The 24,724-nt window shown below is 63.6% G+C and carries 22 protein-coding genes and 1 pseudogene; 9 read left to right on the forward strand and 14 right to left on the reverse strand.

Annotated features, from left to right (window positions below; translation table 11 throughout):
* Positions 1–226: 226 nt before the first annotated feature.
* Together AC0L3C_RS10060 and AC0L3C_RS10065 are read left to right on the forward strand one after the other, a co-directional pair.
* Positions 227–1,318 carry a TRAP transporter substrate-binding protein gene (locus AC0L3C_RS10060; RefSeq protein WP_027517246.1) on the forward strand — a complete coding sequence of 364 codons (1,092 nt, stop codon included), beginning with the start codon at positions 227–229 and terminating at the stop codon, positions 1,316–1,318.
* 411 nt (positions 1,319–1,729) lie between these two features.
* Positions 1,730–2,080 carry a YunG family protein gene (locus tag AC0L3C_RS10065; protein ID WP_473407837.1) on the forward strand — a complete coding sequence of 117 codons (351 nt, stop codon included), beginning with the start codon at positions 1,730–1,732 and terminating at the stop codon, positions 2,078–2,080.
* 37 nt (positions 2,081–2,117) lie between these two features.
* On the opposite strand, the pseudogene AC0L3C_RS10070 reads toward AC0L3C_RS10065, so the two are convergent.
* Positions 2,118–3,643: pseudogene (locus AC0L3C_RS10070) on the reverse strand (FAD-dependent monooxygenase).
* A 315-nt stretch (positions 3,644–3,958) separates the two neighbouring features.
* Here AC0L3C_RS10070 and AC0L3C_RS10075 point away from each other — a divergent pair.
* On the forward strand, positions 3,959–4,282 hold the full coding sequence (locus tag AC0L3C_RS10075; RefSeq protein WP_473278266.1) for a hypothetical protein: 324 nt from the start codon (positions 3,959–3,961) through the stop codon (positions 4,280–4,282).
* A gap of 331 nt (positions 4,283–4,613) precedes the next feature.
* On the opposite strand, the gene AC0L3C_RS10080 is transcribed toward AC0L3C_RS10075, so the two are convergent.
* Positions 4,614–5,672, reverse strand: a complete 1,059-nt coding sequence (locus AC0L3C_RS10080; protein WP_473407838.1) for an alpha/beta fold hydrolase — start codon at positions 5,670–5,672, stop codon at positions 4,614–4,616.
* A 316-nt stretch (positions 5,673–5,988) separates the two neighbouring features.
* Between AC0L3C_RS10080 and AC0L3C_RS10085 the strand changes: the two genes are divergently transcribed.
* Together AC0L3C_RS10085 and AC0L3C_RS10090 are read left to right on the forward strand one after the other, a co-directional pair.
* Positions 5,989–6,663, forward strand: coding sequence for a response regulator transcription factor (locus AC0L3C_RS10085; RefSeq protein WP_007592584.1), 675 nt, complete (start codon positions 5,989–5,991; stop codon positions 6,661–6,663).
* Between the two features lies 1 nt (position 6,664).
* Complete coding sequence (locus tag AC0L3C_RS10090; RefSeq protein ID WP_473257814.1) at positions 6,665–8,062, forward strand: sensor histidine kinase; 1,398 nt, start codon at positions 6,665–6,667, stop codon at positions 8,060–8,062.
* Between the two features lie 70 nt (positions 8,063–8,132).
* Here AC0L3C_RS10090 and AC0L3C_RS10095 read toward each other — a convergent pair whose 3' ends face one another.
* Positions 8,133–9,434 (reverse strand): M20/M25/M40 family metallo-hydrolase, encoded by a 1,302-nt coding sequence (locus AC0L3C_RS10095; protein WP_473407839.1) that lies wholly within the window; start codon positions 9,432–9,434, stop codon positions 8,133–8,135.
* 279 nt (positions 9,435–9,713) lie between these two features.
* Between AC0L3C_RS10095 and AC0L3C_RS10100 the strand changes: the two genes are divergently transcribed.
* The gene (locus tag AC0L3C_RS10100; protein WP_085352726.1) at positions 9,714–10,802 is read left to right on the forward strand and encodes a TRAP transporter substrate-binding protein; all 1,089 of its coding nucleotides are present in this window, start codon (positions 9,714–9,716) and stop codon (positions 10,800–10,802) included.
* Between the two features lie 80 nt (positions 10,803–10,882).
* On the opposite strand, the gene AC0L3C_RS10105 is transcribed toward AC0L3C_RS10100, so the two are convergent.
* The 5 genes from AC0L3C_RS10105 to AC0L3C_RS10125 all read right to left on the reverse strand — a co-directional run bounded on the left by AC0L3C_RS10105 (position 10,883) and on the right by AC0L3C_RS10125 (position 15,787).
* On the reverse strand, positions 10,883–12,538 hold the full coding sequence (locus tag AC0L3C_RS10105; RefSeq protein ID WP_473257806.1) for a TRAP transporter large permease: 1,656 nt from the start codon (positions 12,536–12,538) through the stop codon (positions 10,883–10,885).
* A 27-nt stretch (positions 12,539–12,565) separates the two neighbouring features.
* The gene (locus tag AC0L3C_RS10110) at positions 12,566–13,147 is read right to left on the reverse strand and encodes a TRAP transporter small permease subunit (RefSeq protein ID WP_473257803.1); all 582 of its coding nucleotides are present in this window, start codon (positions 13,145–13,147) and stop codon (positions 12,566–12,568) included.
* A gap of 169 nt (positions 13,148–13,316) precedes the next feature.
* Complete coding sequence (gene moaA / locus AC0L3C_RS10115; RefSeq protein ID WP_473257800.1) at positions 13,317–14,351, reverse strand: GTP 3',8-cyclase MoaA; 1,035 nt, start codon at positions 14,349–14,351, stop codon at positions 13,317–13,319.
* 108 nt (positions 14,352–14,459) lie between these two features.
* Complete coding sequence (locus tag AC0L3C_RS10120) at positions 14,460–14,960, reverse strand: hypothetical protein (protein ID WP_473407841.1); 501 nt, start codon at positions 14,958–14,960, stop codon at positions 14,460–14,462.
* Positions 14,961–15,097: 137 nt separating this feature from the next.
* Entirely contained in the window at positions 15,098–15,787 is a 690-nt protein-coding gene (locus AC0L3C_RS10125; protein WP_473407842.1) for an HAD-IA family hydrolase, read from the reverse strand.
* 172 nt (positions 15,788–15,959) lie between these two features.
* Here AC0L3C_RS10125 and rpiA point away from each other — a divergent pair, with 172 nt between their 5' ends.
* From rpiA to gor, 3 genes are read left to right on the forward strand one after another with little or no spacing between them, the layout of a single operon-like run.
* Complete coding sequence (gene rpiA, locus AC0L3C_RS10130; RefSeq protein ID WP_473257792.1) at positions 15,960–16,673, forward strand: ribose-5-phosphate isomerase RpiA; 714 nt, start codon at positions 15,960–15,962, stop codon at positions 16,671–16,673.
* Between the two features lie 2 nt (positions 16,674–16,675).
* On the forward strand, positions 16,676–17,194 hold the full coding sequence (locus AC0L3C_RS10135; protein WP_473257789.1) for a DUF2059 domain-containing protein: 519 nt from the start codon (positions 16,676–16,678) through the stop codon (positions 17,192–17,194).
* 55 nt (positions 17,195–17,249) lie between these two features.
* A complete protein-coding gene (gene gor / locus AC0L3C_RS10140; RefSeq protein WP_473407843.1) occupies positions 17,250–18,638 on the forward strand; it encodes a glutathione-disulfide reductase in 1,389 nt (462 codons plus the stop codon).
* A 6-nt stretch (positions 18,639–18,644) separates the two neighbouring features.
* Here gor and AC0L3C_RS10145 read toward each other — a convergent pair whose 3' ends face one another.
* The 6 genes from AC0L3C_RS10145 to pdxR all read right to left on the reverse strand — a co-directional run bounded on the left by AC0L3C_RS10145 (position 18,645) and on the right by pdxR (position 24,694).
* A complete protein-coding gene (locus AC0L3C_RS10145) occupies positions 18,645–19,784 on the reverse strand; it encodes a hypothetical protein (protein ID WP_473278274.1) in 1,140 nt (379 codons plus the stop codon).
* A gap of 328 nt (positions 19,785–20,112) precedes the next feature.
* Positions 20,113–20,298, reverse strand: coding sequence for a hypothetical protein (locus AC0L3C_RS10150; RefSeq protein ID WP_007608779.1), 186 nt, complete (start codon positions 20,296–20,298; stop codon positions 20,113–20,115).
* A 63-nt stretch (positions 20,299–20,361) separates the two neighbouring features.
* Positions 20,362–21,585, reverse strand: a complete 1,224-nt coding sequence (locus AC0L3C_RS10155) for a carboxylate-amine ligase (protein WP_473257777.1) — start codon at positions 21,583–21,585, stop codon at positions 20,362–20,364.
* A 21-nt stretch (positions 21,586–21,606) separates the two neighbouring features.
* Positions 21,607–22,434, reverse strand: a complete 828-nt coding sequence (locus tag AC0L3C_RS10160; protein ID WP_473407844.1) for a class II glutamine amidotransferase — start codon at positions 22,432–22,434, stop codon at positions 21,607–21,609.
* Between the two features lie 92 nt (positions 22,435–22,526).
* The gene (locus AC0L3C_RS10165) at positions 22,527–23,153 is read right to left on the reverse strand and encodes an FMN-binding negative transcriptional regulator (protein WP_473278277.1); all 627 of its coding nucleotides are present in this window, start codon (positions 23,151–23,153) and stop codon (positions 22,527–22,529) included.
* A gap of 74 nt (positions 23,154–23,227) precedes the next feature.
* On the reverse strand, positions 23,228–24,694 hold the full coding sequence (pdxR, locus tag AC0L3C_RS10170) for a MocR-like pyridoxine biosynthesis transcription factor PdxR (RefSeq protein WP_473407845.1): 1,467 nt from the start codon (positions 24,692–24,694) through the stop codon (positions 23,228–23,230).
* Positions 24,695–24,724 lie beyond the last annotated feature (30 nt).

A 24,724-nucleotide genomic window follows, 5' to 3' on the forward strand; every position in this document is an offset into this window, starting at 1 on the left:
CCAAGGCAATACCTTCAAGCCAACCCCTTCAAACCAATACTCTGGGGACATGCGACTTTCGTAGAGCCCTGTCATGCCAATGTCGCGTTTCGAAAGCGGGGCTTCCGTGTTAAAGGCCCACGGCAGTCAAGCCCCTTCGGTTCGACGCGGCCCAAGAACGCGTCGCCGGAATGAGCGGCAGCAAAGAGGAAGTTAGGGGAAACGCCCCAACAAGGAGAGACTGAAGATGAAGCGTCGTGATTTCCTGAAAGTGTCGGCAGCCGGTGCGGCGGCGACCGCCGCGGTGGCCTCGCCGGCGATCGCGCAGTCCTCGCCCGAGATCAAGTGGCGCCTGACGTCGAGCTTCCCGAAGTCGCTCGACACCATCTATGGCGGTGCCGAGCAGATGGCGAAATACGTCGCCGAGATGACCGACAACAAGTTTCAGATCCAGGTCTTCCAGGCGGGTGAAATCGTTCCGGGCCTGCAGGCGCTGGACGCGACGCAGAAGGGCACCGTCGAGATGTGCCACACGGTGTCGTATTATTACGTCGGCAAGGACCCGACCTTCGCGATCTTCGCGTCGGTGCCTTTCGGCCTGAACGCACGCCAGCAGAATTCCTGGCTGTACCAGGGCGGCGGCAACGAGCTCGCCAACGAGTTCTTCAAGAAGTCGAACGTGGTCGGCTTCCCCTGCGGCAACACCGGCACCCAGATGGGCGGCTGGTTCCGCAAGGAGATCAAGACCGTTGCCGACCTCTCGGGCCTCAAGATGCGCATCGGCGGCATTGCCGGCCAGGTGCTCCAGAAGGTCGGCGTGGTGCCGCAGCAGCTCGCCGGCGGCGACATCTATCCGTCGCTGGAGAAGGGCACCATCGACGCCGCCGAATGGGTCGGTCCCTACGATGACGAGAAGCTCGGCTTCGCCAAGGTCGCCAAGTACTATTACTACCCGGGCTTCTGGGAAGGCGGTCCCACCGTTCACGCCTTCGCCAACATCGACAAGTGGAACGAGCTGCCGAAGAACTATCAGGCGATCCTCACCAACGCGACCGTCAACACCAACACCTGGATGGCCGCGCGCTACGACATGGTGAACCCCGGCGCGCTGAAGCGTCTGGTCGCCGGCGGAACGCAGCTTCGCCCGTTCACCAATGAGGTTCTGGAAGCCTGTCTCAAGGCGACCAACGAATTGTGGGGCGAGATCTCGGCCAAGAATCCCGACTTCAAGAAATCGATCGATGCCATGCAGGCCTACCGCTCCGACGAATATCTGTGGTGGCAGGTCGCCGAATACACCTACGACAGCTTCATGATCCGCTCGCGCACCCGCGGCTGATCTTCGAACAAGTCGCAAGACGACACGCCCGGTCTCGTTCGCGAGGCCGGGCTTTTTCTTTGGGACGACGCGATCGGAACAGGCGAGGCGGAAGCCGCCGAGCGGCGTTGTCGCCGCGTACGGGCGGGGCCTCCAACAAAAAATCTGAAAAACAACCCCATGCACAGTAGACGAGGGATGAGAGGACAAGGCGTTGCGCGTGGAGCCAACAGCTTGATGCAATGGAGTTTATTGGCAGGCGGGCCCGAGCATCGCGCGGTCGATGGCAACTTCGCATTTTGGGAGCGAAAGCGGGAGGCGCACCAAGCGCGTGCTTCAGCGAGATCGTTTGACTCGTCGGGCAAAACAGTGGCATAAAGGCATTATCGCAAAATCCGAAATGAGCGCCTCGGCGGCTGGCCTGGGTTGACGATGAACTTCGATCCCGATGAGGTTCAACGCGCGCTGCGCAAGGCCTGGTCGTTGGCAACGGCCAGTCAATGGACGGCGAGCAATCCGGCGGCAGGGCAATGCAACGTCACCTCGCTGCTGATTCACGAGCTCTTCGGCGGCGACTTGCTGAAGACGCCGCTGCCGGCCGGCGACCATTTTTACAATCGCATCACAGGCCGGCGGTATGACTTCACGGCGAGCCAGTTCGATCAGCCGATTGCTTACAAGGATTTACCTGCAAGCCGTACCGATGGGGAACTGGGAGCGACAAGCGATGAGCTGGCCGAACTCAGAGCCGCTTTTCAGGAGCACCGTCCGAATTCAGGCTAGCGCATGGTAAGGCCGATATCGGCGACGTGAAACGGCCCTAGCAGACATTGGGCTCACCGAACCATCGCGCTGCGGCCTGCGAGGTTTCCTCCTCGTCAGGAGCCTGTTCGCTGGCCCAGGCCACGACGCCGTCGGGGCGCACGAGCAAAGCGATCAAGCCCAATCGATCCTTTGCTTCGTTTGCGACATAGGTGATCCGGCCGCTCCAGCGGCTCGCAAGCGCTTGAAGCGATGGCCGTACGCCAAAATCCAGCAGCAGCCCTTGTCCCGTTCTAAGGTGCTCGTTCAGTCTTGTCCCGTCGGCGAACTTGAAGTCCGGCGCGCTTCGGCCCACCAGAGGATGCCGACCGCCGAGATCGTAACGGAGCGAAACGCCCCACACGCGCTCGGCGAAGTAGGTCGTGCCGTCGCGCGTATTGACGAGATCACGCACAATGGCTTCGAGCGCGCGCGAACTCTTGCTGGGGCGCATCAGCCCGACTTGTGCGCGCGACCAGTCCAGGATTTGTGCTCCTGCCGGATGTCGCTCGGTCGAATAGCTGTCGAGCAGGCCGGACGGCGCATCGCCACGAATGGTCGCCGCGAGCATCCGAGGTTCATGGCATCGCCGAGGCCGAGGTTCAGGCCCTGGCCGCCCAGCGGCGAATGGACATGCGCGGCGTCACCCGCCAGCAATATTCGGCCCATGCGATAGTCGGTTGCCTGATAAGCGCGGTCGGTCCAGGTTGTGGCCAGCAGCAGCGCAGTTACCGTCACGTCGATGCCCGAGACCCTGCGCAACACCGCCTCGACATGGTCGCGTTCCGGCTCGCTACGGTGGGCGGCGCCGCCGTCGAAATCGACCATCGCGATCGTCCCCGGCGCCACATAGGTGTACATGCCCGAAGGCGTGTAGTGGCGACCCGGCTTTAGCAAGATTGGATCGGCCAGCTCGACCTGAACAGAATAGCCGGTGAACTCCGGATCGGTCCCGGTGAAGCCGATACCAGCCGCTTTTCGCACGCTGCTGCGCCCGCCGTCGCAGCCGACAAGCCAGCGGCCGTGGACGGTTTCGCCGCTCACCTCGACGGCAACGCCATCGATCGATTGCACGAACGCCTCGACACCGCAGCCGCGCCGGATCTCGATGCCCAGCGCCTTGGCGCGGATCGCAAGGACGTTTTCGATGCTTGCCATGTCGGCGGCCATGTTGGTGATCGGGCCGGGCAGGCGGTATGGCCATTGCGTAGCGTCGATCTGGTCGTGGAAGAACTGGATGCCGGCAAAATGACCGCCGGGGCGACGCTGCTGCTGCATCCAGTGCGCAGCCGCCGGCGTGTCGCGGCTCGTCGCGCGAGCTTTCAAGCACTCCAGCAAGCCGCGGCGGTCGAAGCTCCCGATGGTCGGCACCGACAGGCCGCGCAAGCCGAAGGGCGGGCTCTTCAGCGGCGAGTGCGGGTCTCGCGCCTTCTCCAGCACCAGCACCGAACAGCCGGCAAGCCGCAGCTCGCAAGCCAGAAAGAGGCCGACGGGACCAGCGCCTGCGATGATGACGTCATAGGAAATCGTGTCGGGGGTCTGCATAAAATGCTCCGTTGTCGATGATCGACCGGAGCGTTTCCCGGACCTGAGGACCTCACGGACGAACATGTGATCGCCTGAACAGCGATCGCGTTCGTCGTGGGGATCTCAGGCCTGAGGCCAAAGACCAGAGCTTTCGTTACCGAAAGGACTTGGGCTTACCAGACCAAATCTGCCTTTTCCGACATTGCCAATTTAGCTGTTTGAACGCGGGCTCGTCAACGGGACAGGCCGCAGTCTGTCTATGGAGCTGCAGAGACCTGACGCATTTGAACCTGATCGCGGGCTATGACGTCAAACGCCGGACGCTTCAGAGTGATGATCTTGTCTTTCATTTTCTTTAGCCTTTTCGACGGACCCTTCCTGATCCTCGTCTGGGCCTTGACGCTTGCCTTCACGGGCGCGCCGCTGCTTTGGAGGTTTCTGAATTACAAGCCGGTCTCGCGCTGCGCGGTCGTGCAAGCCATGTCGAACCTCGTCGCGAGCGGGTGCTCGTTCACTTTCGGTTCCGCCGCGATGACCGCCCATGCGCGGGGTTTGATCGCGCTGCCCACAGCCATCATCGCAGTGGCGTTGCTGCTTGCCACCGTTGCCGGCGGCTCGTTCCTGATCGCACGATGGTGTCCCGACGAGCAGTCCTAGGCAGTGATTGACAGATAGCATACCCGGTCGGAAGGTGTCGGTTCGATCGAAAGGGCAGGTTGAAGTGTACCCCGCGACCGAGTTGGCTCAGAGGCGATCCTCGGCAAACGAGCCGTGAGGTTCGCCGACGGCCACAAGCGGAGTTGTTCGTCAGCGATTACGAATTGCTTCACGAATGATCGTTCAGGTGATCTCGGTGTTGAGCACATCTACGAACTGGTGGCCCATCGTCACTGGACGATGGCGCTATGCGGGGTCATCGCGTCCCATGGATCTCTCGACTTCTTCTTCGGAAATTCCGTGCAGCCGCTTTCTCGTCAACAATCCGCCCTCAGGCGCCGGAAGTCTCTCGGGGCTGCTGTACGCCCGGACCTTCCCGTCCATGGGTCAACACGGCCTCGGCAGCAGCTTCGTCGATGGCCGCCATGACTTCAGCAGTTGCGGAATGATGAATCATGTGTCCCGCTCCGTCGATCCGGCGCAATTTACTCTGCTTGATCTCGCCATGCAGCCTGGCCGACTGCTTGACATCGATCATACGGTCGCCCTGGCCCGCGATAATGATCGTCGGCATCTTGAGTTCACCGTAAGTCTTCGAGCCTGAGAATGCGGCGGGGACCAACATCGTCGCTTCGGCCGCTGCGGCTCGCATCTGTGATGGGCGGAGCGCCATTCCTTTCGGAAAGCCCGTGAACTTGTTAGGGACCGGCCGGGGGCCAAACAGCTTGCGCAACATCGCGGGCCACATCATCCGACCGACTAGCGGCGAGATCGTATAGCTGATGAGGTCCCCGACCACTGGTAGGGCGGACAGCACCGACGTCGCGCTGTCCGAGCGGGGCGTCGGGAAATAATAACCCGAGCCCAGCACGAGAGCCTGTACGAACGAAGGATGTCTTTTCGCCAGCGCAACCGCAACCGACGCTCCCCACGAATGGCCAAGGACAATCGCTTGAGAGACGCCCAACTGATCGAGCGCCTTCTTGAACAGGTCCGCTTGAGCATCCGGGGTCCAGACGACATGTCTTGGCCGCGAGCTATGCCCAAAACCGGGGCGATCGAACACGATGACCCTGTAGTTCCCGGCTGCGAGATCGATCAATCCACTCGAATCGAAATCTTGGACCATGCTGCCATTGCCGTGAAACAAAACCAGCGGCTTGCCCTTGCCGCGTTCCAAATAGTGCAGGCGAACGCCCTCGACGTCGATGAACCGACCCTGCGGAGGGTTATCGCGTTGCGCTTTGTTCGCGAGCCGCCGATTTATGATTGCGGTAGCCGCAACGAGGGTACCTGCGGCAGCAAGCGCGGCGGCGCCCGGATGTCGCGTGATGGCGGTCAAGCAATCGGATAGAAGGGAGCTGGGACGTGTTCGTCGTGCAAGGCGCATGTGCATTACCTTAGGTGGTCTGCACGACGCCCCATCAAATGAGAAATGTTGCAGCTGAGTTAAACGGTTCTCCGGGGTGTTCGTTCCTTGGCAGGATCGATGCGGCGCCGGCGGCGGGGCCCAAGGAAGCAAACGTCCGCGCCATCCGCGACCTCATCCGCAGGTGCCCTGATTGGCTTACAGGAACCTGACGGAAGGGAGCGGCCGCCCGCGGGGGGATGCTTTTTCGCTGGCCGAGATGCCCCGGATGGTGGAAGACAGCGAAGATGCGGCCCGAGCCGTGCGGTGACACCGGAACATCCCGCGGGACAATGCGATGCGCCTTCTGATCGTCGAGGACAATGCCGAACTGTCGCGGCTCGTTGCCGGCGGGCTGTCGGCGGCCGGCTATGAGAGCGACATCGTCGGCAGCGCCGCCGAAGCGCGCGAGGCGGTCAGCAGCGTCAGCTATGCCGCGATGATCCTGGACCTCGGACTTCCCGACGGCGATGGCCTCTCGGTGCTGCGCGAGCTGCGCCGGCAGATGGAGCCGTTGCCGGTGCTGGTGCTGACCGCGCGCGGCGGCTTGCAGGACCGCGTCAGCGGCCTGCGCAGCGGTGCCGACGACTATCTCGCCAAACCGTTCGCGATGGAGGAACTGGTGGCGCGGCTGGAGGCGATCCTGCGCCGTCCGGGCCAGTTGCTCGGCCGCTCGCTGCGCCTCGCCAACCTCGTCTATGACACCGAAAGCCGCCAGATCTTCGTCGACGACCAGCCGCGCATCATTTCCGCGCGCGAGACCTCGGTGCTTGAGATCCTGCTGCGCCGGCAGGGCAGGGTGGTGCCGAAGAAGAATGTCGAGGACCACATCTTCGGGCTCGACGGCGAGGTCGCCTCCAACGCGGTCGAGGTCTACGTCTCGCGGTTGCGCAAGCAGCTCGCCGAGCACGGCGCCAAGGTCGTGATCCACACCATCCGTGGCGTCGGCTATCTCATGGCCGAGGAGAAATAGCGTGGCCCGGATCGGATCTCGCGCCGGAATTCATGCGAGGTCGCCGACGTTCAAATCGCTGATCTGGCGCATCGTGTTCCTGCACATCGTGGCGGTCGCTGTGGTCGCGATCTTCCTGCCGCTGGTGCTATTCTGGCTGCTCAATTCCGAGATCGACCAGCTGCATCGCGATGCCATGCGCGCGCAGGCCGAGGTGTTGGCCGAGCGCATCGTCGCCCAGCCCGACGGGCTGTTGACGTTCAACCTGCCGGACAGTCTCAAGGGCCTTTATTCGGAAGCCTATGGCCGCTACCAGTACGACATTCGCGATGCCGAGGGGAATCTGCTGTTTTCGTCGCGGCGCAAGACCGGCACTGCCACGGCCGCGCCTCCGCCGCTCTCCGAGACGATTTCCGGCGCCGGCGTCACCCGCACCATCGACGGCAAGGTGATACGCATTCGCGTCGCGGAGGACCTCGCGCACCGCGACGTCATCATCGACGACATTGTCTCGAACTTCTTCCGGCGGGTCGGGTGGATCACCATCCCGATCCTGCTGGTCCTGCTCGGCATCGACATCATCATCTTTCGCCGCGCTGTCGCGCCGCTGTGGAAGGCCTCCGAGGAGGCGAGCAATATCGGCCCGGCGCGCACCGACATCCGCCTGCCGACGGAGCAGATCCCGCGCGAGATCATGCCGCTGGTTACCGCTGTCAACCAGGCGCTCGACCGCCTCGAGGACGGCTTTCGGGTGCAGCGGCAGTTCACCGCCGACGCCGCGCACCAATTGCGCACGCCGCTCGCGATCCTGCGCACGCGGATCGAGACGCTCGGCGACGGCGCTGCAAAGCAGGCGCTGCATGCCGATATCGAGGGCATGAGCCGCATCGTCGCGCAGCTGCTGGAGATCGCCGAACTCGACACGCTGGTGCTCGATCCCGGCGAGACCGCGGATTTGCGTGCGGTCTGCGCCGAGGTGGTCGGTTCGATCGCGCCGTTCGCGATCGCGCAGCACAAGGATATCGCGCTGAAGGGCACCGAGGCTCCGGTGCTGATCCACGGCAATTCCGTGATGCTCCAGCGCGCGATCTTCAACCTCGCCGAAAACGCCATCAAGTTCACGGCAAAGGACACGTCGGTCGATGTCGATGTGAGCGAGGATGGTGCGGTGCGCGTGCGCGATTGCGGACCGGGAATTGCGGAAGCCCAGCGCGAATTGATCTTCCAGCGCTTCTGGCGCGCCGACCGCCAGCGCAGCGACGGCGCCGGCCTCGGGCTGTCGATCGTGCGCGCGGTGGCGGATGATCACGTGGCGACGGTTGCGGTGGAGAATCTTCCGGGCGGCGGCGCGCAGTTCACGCTGCGGTTCAGGCTGGCGGAGAAGTCGGGCGAGGTTGAATTGAACGTGGTGCGGCACTGACGCGCCACCTTCTCCCACATCCGCCTTCGCCAAGGCTTCGGCGGATATGAGGGGAGAAGGAAGAGAGCGCTTATTTCAGCTTGCCGGTGGACAAATCCATGATCATGCGCGTGGTCAGATAAAGCCGCGGCACGATGCTGTTGAGCTGCACATATTCGGCGTCGTTGGAATGCGCGCCGAAGCCCGACAGGCCCATGCCTTCGACCACGGCTCCGCTGGTCTTCAGCGCGGCAAACGCGGCGTCGGTGCCGCCGCCGGTCGCCTTCTCGTCGACCTTGAGAGGCAGTCCAAGCTCCCCATAGATCGTCTTGCCGTAGGCCGCCACGCGCCGTGAGGCGTCGTTGGCCTCGAGCGGCGGGCGACGCACCTCGAATTTGAGCGCGACCTTGGAGTCGGGCAGCAGGTGGTTCTTGATCTTGTCCTGTAGCGCTTTCTCCAGCTCGTCGAAATCGGCGACCTTGAGCGCGCGCGCGTCCGCCTGGGCCGTGGCCTCCGCGGGGATGACGTTGCGGTTGGTGCCGGCCTTGGAGACCGTCCAGTTCAGTTTCAGGCCTTGCTCCGGTTTGGACAGGTCCTTCATCTGCAGCACCTGATGCGAGAGTTCGTACAGTGCATTGACGCCGCCCTCGGGCCGGGAGCCCGCATGCGACGACTTGCCCTGCACCGTGAGGTAGGCCGAGCCGATGCCGCTGGTGGCCAGCCGCAGCGTGCCGTCGGTGCCGCCGCCTTCAAACGAGAACACCACGTCCTGATCTGCGGCGAACCTGGTGATGGTGCTGCGCCAGCCGGGTGACGAGATCTCCTCGTCGCCATTGGTGAGCACCGTGAGCGTGCCGTAATCCCGGAAGCTCAGCTTCTGCAGCACCGCCACGGTATGGAGAATGAGCGCGACGCCCTGCTTGTCGTCGGCAATGCCGAGGCCGTAGGCCTTGTCGCCGTCGATGCGGAACGGTTGATCCTTCAGCATGCCCTTCAGGTACACGGTGTCCATGTGGGCGATCAGCATGATCTTCTTGGTGCCTGTGCCCTTGAATACGGCGTGTACGGCCGGGCCGATCTTCTCGGGCGTGTCGTCGAGGCGATAGACGTCGGCGGGTTGCAGGATCTCCACCGTGCCGCCGAGCTGCTTGAGCTGGCCGGCAACGCGCTCGGCGATCTGGTTCAGGCCTTCGACATCCTTGCTGCCGGATTCGATGCTGACGAGATCGCGCAGCGTGTCGAGCAGCGGCTGCTGCTCCTTTTGCGCCAGCGCATGGACGTCGGCCATGACATTCGCGCTGGGCTCGGCATGCGCCGTCATTGCCGCACAGGCCAGCCAGAGCGACGCGATCAAGGGACCAACGAGCGATGGAGCAGGGTGCGATCGAGGCATGCGCGGCGGCCTTGGGTTGGGGGATGGCGCGGTATGCCCGTGTTTCCGGCGCTTGTCACGCGTCCGGGGCACCCGTCATGCCCCGCCGAGGCGGACGTGATGGGAAGGGCCAGGGCGGCCGGCCGCCTAAGCCTAAAGTCGTAGGATCGGATGGCGCGGGAGCTGAGCATTTTCGTCCCTCACATCGTGAGGGATGGAAATCGGATGACACTTGTTCCATGCTGGCCTCCAAGCCTCGGCAAGAAGGCCCATCATCACAATCCATCAGGGTAGGAAATCATGAAAAGACGAGATTTCATCAAGGTCACCGGGCTTGGTGCGGCGGGTGTCGCCACGCTCGCCGCTCCAGCGATCGCGCAGACGACGCCCGAGATCAAATGGCGTATGCCGACGAGCTGGCCGAAATCACTCGATACGCTCTATGGCGGCGCCGAGATGATGGCCAAGATGGTCGCCGAAGCGACCGACAACAAATTCCAGATTCAGACATTTGCCGGCGGCGAGATCGTGCCGGGCCTTCAGGTGCTCGATGCCGTGCAGAACGGCACCTGCGAAATCGGCCACACCGCGTCCTACTATTACTTCGGCAAGGACCCGACCTTCACCTTCGGCTCGGCTGTACCGTTCGGACCGAACATGCGCATCAACCAGGCCTGGTACATGCTGGGCGGCGGCAGGGAGATTCTCAACGAGTTCTACAAGAAGTACAACGTCGTCTCGCTGCTTGCCGGCAACACCGGCTGTCAGATGGGTGGCTGGTTCCGCAAGGAGGTCAAGACGCCTCAGGACTTCAGCGGGTTGAAATTCCGCATCGGCGGCTTCGCCGGAAAAGTGATGGCCAAACTCGGCGCGGTGCCGCAGCAGATCGCCGGCGGCGACATCTATCCGGCGCTGGAGAAGGGCACCATCGACGCGGCGGAATGGGTCGGGCCCTATGACGACGAGAAGCTCGGCTTCGTGAAAGTCGCGCCGCATTATTACTTCCCGGGCTGGTGGGAAGGCGGGCCCATGCTTCTCGCCTTCGTCAACCAGGACAAGTGGAATGCGCTGCCGAAGCACTATCAGAGCATCCTCGAGCAGGCGGGGCACTACGCCAACAACTGGATGATGGCGAAGTATGACCAGTCTAATCCACCGGCGTTGCGGCGTCTGCTCGCGGCCGGAGCCAAGCTGCATCCGTTCTCGCCAGAGGTCATGCAGGCCTGCTTCAAGGCGGCAAAGGAGCTGCACACCGAAGTCTCCGCCACCAACGCGGATTTCAAGAAGGTCTACGAATCGCTGACCGCGTTCTCGAACAACGGATATCAGTGGTTCCAGGTCGCCGAAGTCGGCTATGACAACTTCATGGCGCGCAACTCGCAGAGCTGATCGCAGAGCGCACGATCCGCCCAAACGAAAAAACCCGGAGCGAAAGCTCCGGGTTTCTTTTTTGCGGGGCCGGCCGGGCGCTATTGCTTCGGTTGGCCGAAGTCGAGCGGCGGCAGATCGATCTGGGGAATGTCGATCTTGATGCTGTTGGGATCGACGGTGGATTGCACGCCCTTGTAGTGCATCACCATCGACGGGAACATGATCACCAGCAGCACCATGATCATCTGGATGACGACGAACGGCACCGCGCCCCAATAGATCTGTCCCGTCGTGACCGGCTCCATGCGCTTGCCCGTGACGCGATCGGTATAGCGCTCCTTCGGCGCCACCGAGCGCAAATAGAACAGCGCAAATCCGAACGGCGGATGCATGAACGACGTCTGCATGTTGACGCCGAGGATGACGCCGAACCAGATCAGATCGATGCCGAGATGCTCGGCCGCCGGCCCGAGCAGCGGGATCACAATGAAAGCCAGTTCGAAGAAGTCGAGGAAGAACGCCAGCACGAACACGAAGGCGTTGACGAAGATCAGGAAGCCGACCTGGCCGCCGGGCAGCGAGGTCAGCAGGTGCTCGACCCAGACGTGGCCGCTGACGCCGTAGAAGGTGAGCGAGAACACGCGCGCGCCGACCAGGATGAAGACGACGAAGGCGGACAGCTTCGCCGTCGATTCGGTGGCTTGACGAACGAGGTCCCAGGTCAGGCGCCGCTTCGCGGCTCCGAGAATGAGGGCGCCGGCCGCGCCCATCGCACCGCCTTCGGTGGGCGTCGCGACACCGATGAAGATCGTGCCCAGCACCAGGAAGATCAGGAACAGCGGCGGCACCATGACGAAGGTGGTCTGTTGCGCCATCTTCGAAAGGAAACGGAAGCCCGTCAGCTTGTCGAGGACCCAGTTCGCGATGGCGACGAAGAACGCGAAGAGGATGCCGAAGAACATGCTGAGCACGACGAAGTCGGCGCCGTGTGTCTCCGAATTCCGCATCATGAACCAGCCGAACACGCAGCTCGCCAGGAACAGCACGCCGAGGGACTTCAGGCCGCGGTCGCCGCTCTCCTCGCGGAAACCGATGGCTTCCTTCGGCAGGCCCGGGGCGGCCTTCGGGAAAATCATGGTCACGAGGAACGCGTAAGTCGCATAGAGGCCGGCGAGCACCAAGCCCGGAATGAAAGCGCCCTCGTACATGTCGCCGACCGACTTGCCGAGCTGGTCGGCCATCACGATCAGGACGAGCGACGGTGGAATGATCTGCGCCAGCGTGCCGGAGGCCGCGATGATGCCGGTCGCCACGCGGCGGTCGTAGCCGTAACGCAGCATGATCGGCAGCGAGATCAGGCCCATCGAGATCACCGAGGCCGCCACGACGCCGGTCGTCGCCGCAAGCAGGGCGCCGACGAACACCACCGCGTAGGCGAGGCCGCCGCGGATGGTGCCGAACAACTGGCCGATGGTGTCGAGCAGATCCTCGGCCATGCCGGAGCGCTCGAGCACCAGTCCCATGAAGGTAAAGAAGGGAATGGCGAGCAGCGTGTCGTTGTTCATCACGCCGTAGACGCGCTCGGGCAGGGCCTGCAGAAAGTCCGGGTGGAATTGCCCGAGCTCGACGCCGATGATGGCGAAGAACAGGCCGACGGCGCCGAGCGAAAAGGCCGCCGGATAGCCGAGCAGCAGCACGACGACGAGCGTCGCGAACATGATGGGCGCCAGATTGGCGATAATAAACGCGGTCATGACTTCCCCCTAAACCGTCGCCAGCGGCTACTTCTTTTCGATCGCTTCGACGAGGTGCTCGACCTCGGCCTCCAGTGCGGAGACCTGCGACTCGTGAGGATCCGGGATCATTCCGCGCATGATGGCGATTCGCTTGATCAGCTCGGAGATGCCTTGAACCAGCAGGAGGGTGAAGCCGATCATGATCAGCGCTTTTGCCGGCCATTGCGGCAGGCCGCCCGCATTGCCGGATTGCTCGTTGATCTGAAGCGAGCGCAGGAAGAACGGTATCCCGGTCACGATCATGACAATGGTCAGCGGGATCAGGAAGAAGATGTGCCCGATGATGTCGATGATGTTGCGAGCCCGCTTCGGCATCATGCTGTTGAAGATGTCGATCCGGATGTGCTCGTTATCGAGCAGCGTCCAGGACGCGCACAGCAGGAACACGATGCTGAAAAGCACCCATTGCAGCTCGAGCCAGGAGTTGGAGGACGTGTCCAACGTCTTCCGAATGATCGCATTCAGCGCCGAGATGACGACGGCGAGCAGAATCAGCCACGCCAGACGTTTGCCGGTCCAACGTGTGAACGCGTCAATTCCATTGCTCAGCTTCAGGAGCGCTTGCAAGATTGGTCCTCCCCGATTTGCCCCGGCCGTCTTGACTGCGCCGAGTGGCGCGTTGGCTTGTCTCGCCGCGCAGGCATGAGGCAGCCGCACCAAACCAGCGAGTTTGCCGCCAGTCAATCGGAAGTTTGTTGATAGTTAAGGGGAATAAGCCGCGGCCGGGCAGCCGATGCTAGCCGCCGGTGACGCTCATGTGCCTAGAGACGCTGGGGCGGTCGTGGCGGCGGTCGATGATGAAATCGTGGCCCTTGGGCTTCAGCCCAATGGCGCGGTCGATCGCATCCGCAAGCAGCGAATCGTCATCGGATGCACGCAAAGGTTTGCGCAAATCGGAGGCATCCTCGTGGCCGAGGCAGGTGTGCAGCGTTCCCGTGCAGGTGACGCGCACGCGGTTGCAGGATTCGCAGAAATTGTGGGTCATCGGGGTGATGAAGCCGAGCTTGCCGCCGGTCTCGGCGACGCTGACATAGCGCGCCGGCCCCCCGGTGCTCTCGGCCAGATCGGTCAGCGTGAACTGCTGGGCCAGGCGCGCGCGCACCAGCGACAGCGGCAGGTACTGGTCGATTCGTCCCGACCCGATCTCGCCCATCGGCATGACCTCGATCAGCGTCAGCCCCATGCCCTTGCCGTGGGCCCAGCGCATCAGGTCGGGAAGTTCGTCCTCGTTGAGGTTCTTCAGCGCAACGGCGTTGATCTTGACCGCGAGGCCCGCAGTACGCGCGGCCTCGATACCTTCCAGCACCTTGTCGATCTCGCCCCAGCGGGTGATCTCGCGAAACTTCTGCGGATCGAGCGTGTCGAGCGAAACGTTGATGCGGCGGACGCCGCAATCGGCGAGTTCGCTCGCGTGTTTCGCAAGCTGGGTGCCGTTGGTGGTCAGCGTCAGCTCGCTCAACGCGCCGCTCTCGAGATGCCGCGACAGCGAGCGCACCAATGTCATCACGTTGCGGCGGACCAGCGGTTCGCCGCCCGTGAGCCGCAGCTTCTTCACGCCCTTGGCGATGAAGGCCGAGCAGAGCCGGTCGAGTTCCTCCAGCGTCAGCAGGTCTGCCTTGGGCAGGAACGTCATGTCTTCCGACATGCAGTAGAAGCAGCGCAGGTCGCAGCGGTCGGTGACGGAGACGCGCAAATACGAGATGGTCCGTCCGAACGGATCGGTCATCGCGCTCGACAGCGCGGCGCGGGGGCTCGCGGAAAGTCCGTTCATACCAAATGCCTTGTCACTTGCGGCGACCGGAGCAGCTTTGCTTCAGCGGCGCCCTGGACGCAATCTAAGCATCGGAAGCGTCAGAGACAATTGGGGCGTTCGTAGAGGTCAGCGCTTGCCCGTGTTCGGATCGGGGAACGGCGAGCCCGAGATCGGTGCGGCAGCAGCCGCCGGGGCAGCGGCGGGCGCCGCCGGTTTCGGTTTCTTCGGCCGGTGCGGCTTGCGGACCGGTTTTGGCGGAACGGCCGGCTGGAGCTCCGCGAAAACCGGGTTTGGGTCGGTGGTGATCGAGGCGGGCGTGGTGAAGTCCCCGGGATTCCTGATGACGTTCACCGGCACGCTGACAGGCTGGTGTTTCGGCAGCGCGAAAGCGACCGTGAAGGGGATGTCGGGGGCGGGAACCGACACGGAGCAGGGGGTCTTGCAGCCTCCACCGAGCGAGGTCGTGGCGTCAGCACCCGGAGGATTGGATTCGAGCCGGACCTGGACCATCGGCGGGGCCGATTTGAACATGTCCCAGGAAACCGAAGACATCGAGGAGCAGCCGGCAAGGCTCGTTGCTCCCAGGAGGCTTACCCCAGCTAACGCAATCGCGATGACACGACGCATGACCATCCACCTAGTGCGACGAACCGCCACATCCCCGGGCGAACTTAGGAGCGTCGTTCCAAGCAAGCAATCGGCGGCCGGTGCATAGTTAGCAGATGGTTAACGCGGGATTCCGCGGAATAACTAAGCTCTGTCAGCTACTTGAGAGCTTCCTGCGCAATCATCAGGCTGCTGGCGGCGGCCGGCAGGTCGCGCATGTGATGGATCAGCCGGTCCGGCTTCAGCTCGGCGATCGGCACGTCCGTATAGCCGAAGCTGACCCCGATCACGGGAACTCCGGCGCGCCGGGCCACGCCGACATCGGGTCCGGCGTCGCCGACCATGATGCTGGCTTTGACCTCGCCGCCGGCCCGCGCCACCGTTTCGCGGAAAATGGTCGGATCGGGCTTTTGGACGCCAAAAGTGTCGGCGCCGCAGATCGCGGCGAAGCGCCGGCTCAGGTCAAGCTGGTCCAGCAGGCGCTTCGACAACCATTCCAGCTTGTTGGTGCAGACCGCGAGGCGATGGCCCTGGGCCGCAAAATGGTCGAGCGCGGCCTCCAGCCCCTCGAAGGGCCGGGATTCGACCGCGATATTGTCGGCGTAATAGGCGATGAAATCGGCCGTCATCCGGTCCATGTCGGCAACCGTGACGCTGCGGCCCTCGGCCTCCAGCCCCCGCTCGATCAGCTTGCGGGCACCGGCGCCGATCATGTTGCGGGCCGAGGCCATCGGCACGGGCGGCAGGCCTTCGCGGTCGAGCACGTAATTGAGGGCGGTGATCAGGTCGGGCGCCGTATCCACAAGCGTGCCGTCGAGATCGAAGACGATGGTGTGGGAGGGGGTCATGGTCCAGCGCTACCGGCCCGGCTCCGCCCGCGCAAGGGCCGAAGCCATAAGATCACCTTATAAGGTGGGCTCGGAGGCCTGTTCCCCCAGACCCTGTTCTCCGAGGGAAAACGAGGCTACACAGGCCGCCGCAAGCCTACCGGCACACTCGTCATTCAGGGACGGCGCAAACGTGAACATGGACCAGTTGAAGCGGCAGGCTGCGGCGCGCGCCCTCGAGGAGGTCCGTGACGGCATGCAGCTCGGGCTCGGCACCGGCTCGACCGCAAAACATTTCGTCGAGCTGCTCGGCGAGCGGGTCCGCGCCGGGCTGAAAGTGATCGGCGTGCCGACCTCCGAGGCGACGCGCCTCGATGCAATCCGCTGCGGCGTGCCGCTGACCACGCTGGACGAGATCGACCATCTCGACATCACCGTCGACGGCGCCGACGAGATCGACCCCGAACTCAATCTGATCAAGGGCGGCGGCGGCGCGCTGTTGCGCGAGAAGATCGTCGCGGCTGCCTCGGATCGCATGATCGTGATTGCCGACGACACCAAATGGGTGCCGACACTCGGCCGCTTTCCGCTGCCGGTCGAAGTCATCCCGTTCGGGCTTGGCGCAACGCGACGCGCGATCGAGAAGGCGTTCACGGAATGCGGCGTTTCCGGGCCGATGGCGGTCCGCAACGGCAAGGACGGCCACGTTTTCGTCACCGATGGCGGCCACTGGATCGTCGATGCCCAGCTCGAAAAAATTGAGGATCCCGCTCGCCTCGCCACGGCGTTGAGCGCGATCCCCGGCGTGGTCGAGCATGGTTTGTTCATCGGCTTGGCCAGCTCGGCTGTTTTGGCGGGTGGCGAGGGAATTCGCGTGATTGAACGGCGAAAGCCGAAAGGAGACTAGGAATGAAGAGCGTTTTGAAATTGTTGCCGGTCGCGACTCTCGCTGTGGGACTGGCCCTCTCGGTCGTCCCGGCCGGGGCCCAGCAGGCCGCGGCGCCGAAATCGTCGCCGGCCGCCATCGCGGCGGCCAAGGAGATCCTGGCGATCAAGAACGCCAGTGCGATGTACGCCAACGCCGTGCCCGGTCTGGTCGATAAGACCAAGATCGCGCTGATCCAGCAGAACCTCAACTATCAGAAGGATCTCACCGAGGTCGCCCAGATCGTCGCCCAGCAGCTCAAGGGCCGCGAGAGCGAGATCGGTGATGGCATGGCGCAGGTCTATGCCAGCGAGTTCACCGAGCAGGAGCTGAAGGATCTCGTCACCTTCTACAAGTCGCCACTGGGCAAGAAACTGATCGAGGCCGAGCCGCGCGCGATCGGCCTGAGCATGGCCTTCATGAACTCCTGGGCCCAGAACTTCTCCGAGACGGTGATGGGCAACTTCCGCGCCGAGATGCGCAAGCGTGGCAAGGAGATCTGACAGTTCCTATCTGATCAGAATCCGGATCATGTTGTGAAAGAGGTCGGAGTGGACAATGGCTGAATTCGACGTCGACCTCTTTGTCATCGGTGGCGGTTCGGGCGGCGTGCGTGCCGCCCGCATCGCGGCCGGTTACGGTGCCCGCGTGATGATCGCGGAAGAGTACCGCATGGGCGGGACCTGTGTTATCCGCGGCTGCGTGCCGAAGAAGCTGTTCGTCATCGGCTCGCATTTCCGCCATGAGATCGAGGACGCCGCCGGTTTTGGCTGGACCGTTCCGCCTGCGACCTTCGACTGGCCGACGCTGATCGCCAACAAGGACAAGGAGATCGCGCGTCTCGAGGCGGCTTACACCGCCAATGTCGAGAAGTCGGGCGCGCAGATCGTCAAGAGCCGCGCGGTGATCGAGGACAAGCACACCGTCCGCCTGCTCGAGAACGACAGGAAGATCACCGCAAAATACATTTTGATCGCCACCGGCGGCGCGCCCAATCACGGCGCTCCGATTCCCGGCATCGAGCACGTGATCTCCTCCAACGAGGCGTTTCACCTGACCAAGCTGCCGAAGCGGATCGTGATCCAGGGCGGCGGCTACATCGCGCTGGAGTTCGCCGGCATCTTCGCCGGCTTTGGCTCCGACGTCACCGTCATCTATCGCGGCGACAACATTCTTCGCGGGTTTGACGAGGATGTTCGCGGCCACGTCCGCGCCGAGATGGAGAAGCAGGGAATCACCATTCTCACCGGCTGCACGGTGGCGAAGGTGGATCGGCACGGCGAGGAATTCACCACGCATCTGTCGAACGGGTCGAGCCTCGCCTCCGACCAGGTGATGTTCGCGATCGGCCGCCATCCGGCGGTGGCCAATCTCGGCCTGGAGAAGGCCGGCGTCGCCATCAACCCCAGGAACGGCGGCATCGCCGTCGACCATTTCTCGAAGAGCTCGGTCGACAGCATCTATGCGATCGGCGACGTCACCCATCGCTTCAACCTGACGCCGGTCGCGATCCGCGAGGGCCATGCGTTCGCCGACACCGTGTTCGGCAAGCGCGAGGTTCAGGTGGATCACGCCAACATCCCGACCGCCGTGTTCTCGCAGCCGGAGGTTGGCACCGTCGGCCTCACCGAGACCGAGGCCCGCGCGCAATTCAGCCATGTCGACATCTACAAGACCACGTTCCGGCCCATCAAGGCGACGATGTCGGGCCGCGATACCCGCGTGCTGATGAAGCTCGTCGTCGATGGTTCAACCGACCGCGTGCTCGGCTGTCACATCGTCGGCGATGCCGCGGCCGAGATCACCCAGGCGGCCGCGATTGCGGTGAAGATGAAGGCGACCAAGGCCGATTTCGATGCGACGATTGCGCTGCATCCGACGGCGGCCGAAGAGCTCGTCACCATGCGCACCCCGACCGCCCGCCACGTCCGCCAGGCGGCGGAGTAACTCCGCTCAGTCGTAGAGATACCCGACCGGCTTGCCCTCGGTGCGCAGGGGACGGATGTCCTTCTGTGTGATGATCTGACCGGCGAGGCCGTCGATCTCGTCGCGTTGGGTCGGCGTCCAGCTGCGGAGGTCGTTCATGCCTTTGAGAAGGCCGAGCCGAAGGACCTGCGTGTTCTCACCGATACCGACGAGGGTCGTGGCATTCTTGCCTGCCGTCACCACGTCGCCGGCCGTGAGCTCAAAGGTCTCACCAGTCCTGTTCCTGAATTCGGCCGTGCCGCGGATGACGCGGTAGATCACAACCTCGCCCTTGCCGAAACATGTGGTGTCCGCCGCTGCCGACGTGCTCTTGGGCAGGAGCGATTGGCCGCGCGGGTCGGTTGCGATGATGTGGCCGGCGACGAGATGCCCGCTCGGCACTTCGATGCCGATGTCGCGCACATAGACCGGCATGGATGATTTGACCGGGCTGTCGGTGAGCGGCTTGAACAGCGCATCGAGCGCCAGCGGGTCCTGGAGCCAAAAGCTTGCGTCCGCAGGTCGATCATGCAGAGAATGGCTCCATGCCACCCGTGGCGTCTCGTCTTCGTTGATCTGGTCCGGACCGACAATGGTCGGGTTTGGAAAGGTCGTCGGATCGGTGATGAAGGCTTCGAGGAATTTGCCGGAATAGCCCATGGAAATTGGATCCGGCGCCACCGTTTGTGGTGTCTTCAAATTCTCTTCGGTCGACAGTCCCGACCAGGTGTAGAATAGCTGGCGGTGCACGATCGCGCTTTGCAGCATCACCGCGCCGGGGCCGACATTGTAGAAGCGGCCGTCATAGTCGAAGGTGAACGCGCCCGAGGTGACCAGCACGAGCTGAAAGCCACCTGGGGGCAAATGAAGATGGAAATCTGTCGGACCGGTGTCGGGCAGATAGATCGGCAGATTGGTCGCGACCTCGTGCAGCAGGAAGGTTTCGTTGTTGGCGTGAAAGCCTTCGTTGGCGCGATTGTAGAGGGCTTGCGGCCGGTACGTCGCCTCGAACTTCGCATTCCGGTCGCGGTCGATCGCCACGAAATCCCGGTCGTTGAGGCGAAGGGGGGCGCCGTCCGGGCGGGTGAGGCCGGTGATTTTGAGATCGCCGGCGGCATGCACGTTCATGGCATTCTCCGATCTGGGCCGCTCACCCGGTCTCTCGGCACACGCATCTTGCTGCTCCAATCGGGAGAGCAGGGGATCAGGCCTGATGCTGCCTTGCGAATTCTGGGCCAGTCGAGGCGCCGGGCGGCACGCAAGGCTTTGCGACGAGCCGCCACGCGAAGAAAAATCGAGGTTGCACCTGAGGTTAGATGACACGCTTCGCCAGCCTGCATGGCCATGTTCGCCCAATCTGCAAGCCTGGCGACGAGAGGTGTCTTGTCTAATTTGTCGGCATTCTGGCGCGGACGTGCAGCCGCGCCGACCAGGGAAGTCGGCGGTGTCTCACCGTTCAGTCGAAAGATCGACGGACGGTCCGCTCGGGCTTGCCGTACGGGCTGTCGGCCCACTTCGCCATGTCCACTGCACGCGCCTCGATGAGCTCGCACCACAGGCAGCTGAGCTCTGCGCGCCCTTTGGCCGAGAGCATCGGAATGAGGCCATGGCCGCAGCCGGCGCAACATTTGACGCGATTCATGGTTCTCTCCGCGACCTTCCGAATTCAGGAGCGACATTGTTGCTCCCGAAGCTTGCGCGGGCGCTATGAGGGCGCAGCGACGCCTGTCGCCGGGGCGCTCGTGCCCGCGATCGTCGCGTCTGCGATCCAGCGCGACACGGCGGCGATCTCTTCCGCATTGTCGCGGAAAGCGCGAAGCTGAAATTCCGCCGAGCTGCCACGCTCGACGATGGTGCGGCAGTGTTCGACCTCGGCCGCGCAGTTCAGCGCCGCGGCGTCTTCGGCGATGTCCTTGATCACGCGGGAGAGCAGCTCGGAGATCTCGACCGGCCCGTCCTTGGAGGCAAAGATGCAATCGGTGCCGTAGCGCTGGGCGCGCCATTTGTTCTCCACCGCAATCGCGCGTTCGACCGCGGTGACCTCTTTCGAGAGATGAGGTCGCAGGTAGAGATAGCGCGTCAGGCAGCGATAGAGCGAGGCAATGGCAACGGCATCGTCGACGAAGGTGCAGGTATCGGGCGCACGCAGCTCGAGGGTGGGGTGCTTCATGGAGGGGCGCATGGCCCACCAGATGTGGCTTTCATCAGGGATCACGCCGGAGCGCTGCAACGCGCCGACATATCCGTCGTAGTCCTGCCGGCTCTCGAACAATTCGGGCAGGCCGGTGCGCGGCAGCTCGGAATAGGCGGCGAGCCGATAGCCCTTCAGTCCGGTCTTGTGTGAATTCCAGAATGGGGAGGAGGCCGACAGGGCGATGAACAAGGGCAGATGCGGCAGCATCGCTCGCATCACCGCTATGCGCTTCTCGGGGTCGGGCAACTGGACGTGCACGTGCATACCGCACATCAGGTTGCGGTGGCCGATGCTGCGCAGATCCTCGATCATCTCCTCGTAGCGCGGTTTCGGGCTCGGCTGCGACATGCGCCAGACCGCGGTCGGATGCGTGCCGCAGGCCATGATCACGAAGCCGTATTGTGCCGCGACGTTTGCGACTTCGCGACGCAGGAAGCGAAGTTCTTCGCGCGCGTCGGCGACGTCGACATGAACGTTGGTGGCGACCTCGAGTTGCGACTGCAACATCTCCCGCATGGCCTGGCCGCCTGTCGACCAACTCGCAGATTCGAATAGCTCATTGGGGGTCTGGATCGCGACCTCCAGGCTGCGGCGATCGGCGAGAAAGTATTCCTCCTCGATACCGAACGAATATTCCGCGGCCTTGCCGCGTCCGCCGGCCGAGCGAATGACGAGGTGCTGCCTGTCGGAGGAATCGAGTCGCAGCAGTTTCAAGACGTCTGACGCCAATGTCATCGTGCCACCCGACCAAGGTATTTACCCGCGGGCGATAATCCTTCTGACAGGGGCGGGTTCCGCATCGGCCCCACCGGAAATTGCAAGGTCGAACGGAACAATCTTCGCGCTTTCGGACGCACGTGCGACCAGCGCGTGATTCGCGGGCACTTCCGTCCAGTCCGTTTCCTTGTCGAACGGCTCGGACACGACGATGACCTGGCCGCCAGCCTCGCGGAAATACAGCGTGTTGGCGGCATCGTTGACCGCAACCCTGAACGCATAGAGATCCCGCCCGTTGGCGATGGCGCTGGTGAAGCGTAGCCGCTCGCGAAGCTCGCCTTCGTTGACGAGGCGGACGAGGGCTCGCAGCAGGCGATGCGTTGCGCCGAGCGGATCGGCATCGAGCCCCGCGCCCATCATGGCGAGAAACACGGCTTCCGAATCGGTCGTGCCTGTCCGCGAAGGATAGTAGGCGTCGGGGATCAGCGCCTCGACCTTGCGCCGCAGGCGATTCCAGCTGCCGACGAAACCGTTGTGCATGAACATCCAGTGGCCGCAGGCAAAGGGATGACAGTTCTGCCGCGTCACCGCCGTGCCGGTGGCGGCACGCACATGGGCGAAGAACAGATGCGAGCGCAGATGCCGGCAGAGATAGCGGAGATTTTCGTCCGACCAGGCCGGGCGTGTTTCACGATAAAGACCAGGCTCCGGATGCTCGCCGTACCAGCCGAGACCAAAGCCGTCGCCATTCGAGCCGGCGGTCGACTGGAGCGAGCGGATGCTTTGCGCGATCAGCGAATGCTCGGGCTCGGTGACGTAGGGTTCGAAAGACGTGGTCTCGCCCCGGTATGCGATCCAGCGGCACATGGGAATCCTGTCAGGAGATGCTTGCTGAGATGTATCAACGAGCCTGACAGGACGATGGTTCCCGACAGCGAGTGCCGGGAACCTAGTGGTCACTACACCGGAACCGGAATCAATGGCGCAACCTCGCGATCACCTGCGTTCTCGCTCGCTGCGAGACCTTGCGCGACGCCGACACGGTCAGCCTCGGGACGGTTCTGACTCATCTTGCGCTTGCCTTCGAACCGCACGACGGGAATGCGCACGCCAACGATTCCACGCAACTGCGCGGCGATGAAATCCGCAGGGGCATCCGTGACGGCCCAGGGCTTGGCACGCGATCCTTCATGCCTGTTCGTGAGCCGCGTCACGGCCTCGAGCAGACGCTCGGGGTCCTGGAAGAATTCGACCGGGCCATAGGCATGCACCGCGACGTAGTTCCAGGTCGGCACGACCTTTTCGGTCTCCTGCTTGGTCGCGTACCACGACGGCGTCACATAGGCGTCGGGACCGCTGAAGATTGCCAGCGCATCTCCGATCGGCGGCAGTTTCCATTGCGGATTGGCTTTCGCCACATGTCCGTACAGCACGCCATGCTCGCCTTCGCTCTCATCGAGAAAGAGCGGCAGCGGTGTGGCGACCGGGCCTTCGGTGGTGGCCGTGACCAGACTGGCGAGGCGGGCGCCGCGAATGGTCGCCCGGATGCTCTCGATATCGTCCTTGAAGGCGGGAGGGATGTACATGGTCTATCTCCGGTGTTGATCTGGAGATAGCCGAAATCTGGTCTGTAAGAAACTGCCAGTTATCGTCTATTTGATCAGTCCAGTTCGGCGACGGCCTGTGCGAGAAGCCTGCAGCCGCGCTCGATCTGTGACACCTCCAGTGCCGAATAGCCCATGACGAGGCCGATTGTCTTCCGCGGTCGGCGAGGTCCGACGAACAGTGCCGAGACGGGATAGATGCCGACGCCCTTTGCCTGGGCTGCCTTGATCAACGCGTCCTCTCGCTTCTGCGGCAGGTTGTCGAACCACGCCACGATGTGCAGGCCGGCGGCCGTGCCCTCGATCCGGACGCGATCCCCGAACCGGCGGCGAAGCGCGTCGAGCAGCGTGCGCTGGCGTTCGGCGTTGCGCCGGCGCACGCGTCTGATGTGGCCGTCATAGGCGCCGCTTTCCAGCATCGACGCGAGTGCGTCCTGTTCGATCAGCGGCGTGTGCCGGTCCATGATCTGCTTGGCGGCGGCGAACAGGGATCGCAGGGCGGCGGGCACCACCAGATAGCCGATCCGCAAGGTCGGGGAGAGCGTCTTGGAGACGGTGCCGAGATAGATCACGTTGCCGCCGCCTTCCAGCGCGTGCAGGGGCGGAATCGGCTTGGTATCGTAGCGATACTCGCTGTCGTAATCGTCCTCGATCACGTAGGCGTCGTTTGCCCTGGCCCAGGCGAGCAATTGGTGCCGGCGTCCGATCGGCATGACGCCGCCGAGCGGATATTGGTGCGAGGGCGTGACATAGGCGAGGCGGGCTTCGACGCCATCGAGCCGCGCTGTCTCCAGTCCATCCGCGTCGACGGGAATCGGGATCGTCTCCGCGCCCGTCGCCGCGAAAGTATGCCGCGCCATCTGGTAGCCGGGATCCTCCATCACGAAGCGGTCGCCGGCATCGAGCAGCAGGCGCGCGCAGATGTCGAGGCCCTGCTGCGAGCCGTTGACGACAACGATCTGATCGACCTCGCAGCGGACGCTGCGCGACCGCCAGAGATAGCCTTGGAGCGCGGTCCGCAGCCGCAGCGCGCCGCAGGGATCGTCATAGGCCAGCCGCTCGGGCTTGCGGGCCATCGCGGCAGTCACGGCCTTCTTCCAGGCCACTACCGGGAAATCCGACGGCGCGAGCTCGCCATAGCGGAAGTTCGCGACAAGCCCGCGCGGCGGCTCGGTCCAGCGCGGCGGGTCTTGAAGCAACCGGTCCCCGAAGGCCGACAGCCGCACCTTCCGCGCCGGCGGCCGCGATGCTACGCGCGTGTGTCCCCGCTCGACGACGGCGCGAGCCACCCGCGGCCGCACGCCATGGCGTGTCTCGATGAAGCCCTCGGCGGCGAGCTGTTCGTAGGCGATCGTGACGGTCGAGCGTGCCACGCCCATCTCGCCGGCCAGCGCGCGGGAGGACGGCAGCAAGCCGTCGATCCCGTACACCCGCGCCACGATCTGATCTCTCAGGGCCTCGTAGATCTGGCGCGCACCCATGCGGTCGGCACGGGACGCAGGATTGGTCTTCATCTGGGTCATCCACATTCCAAGCCGGCATTCGCCCGAGCG

Source organism: Bradyrhizobium sp. WSM4872, from assembly GCF_055811715.1.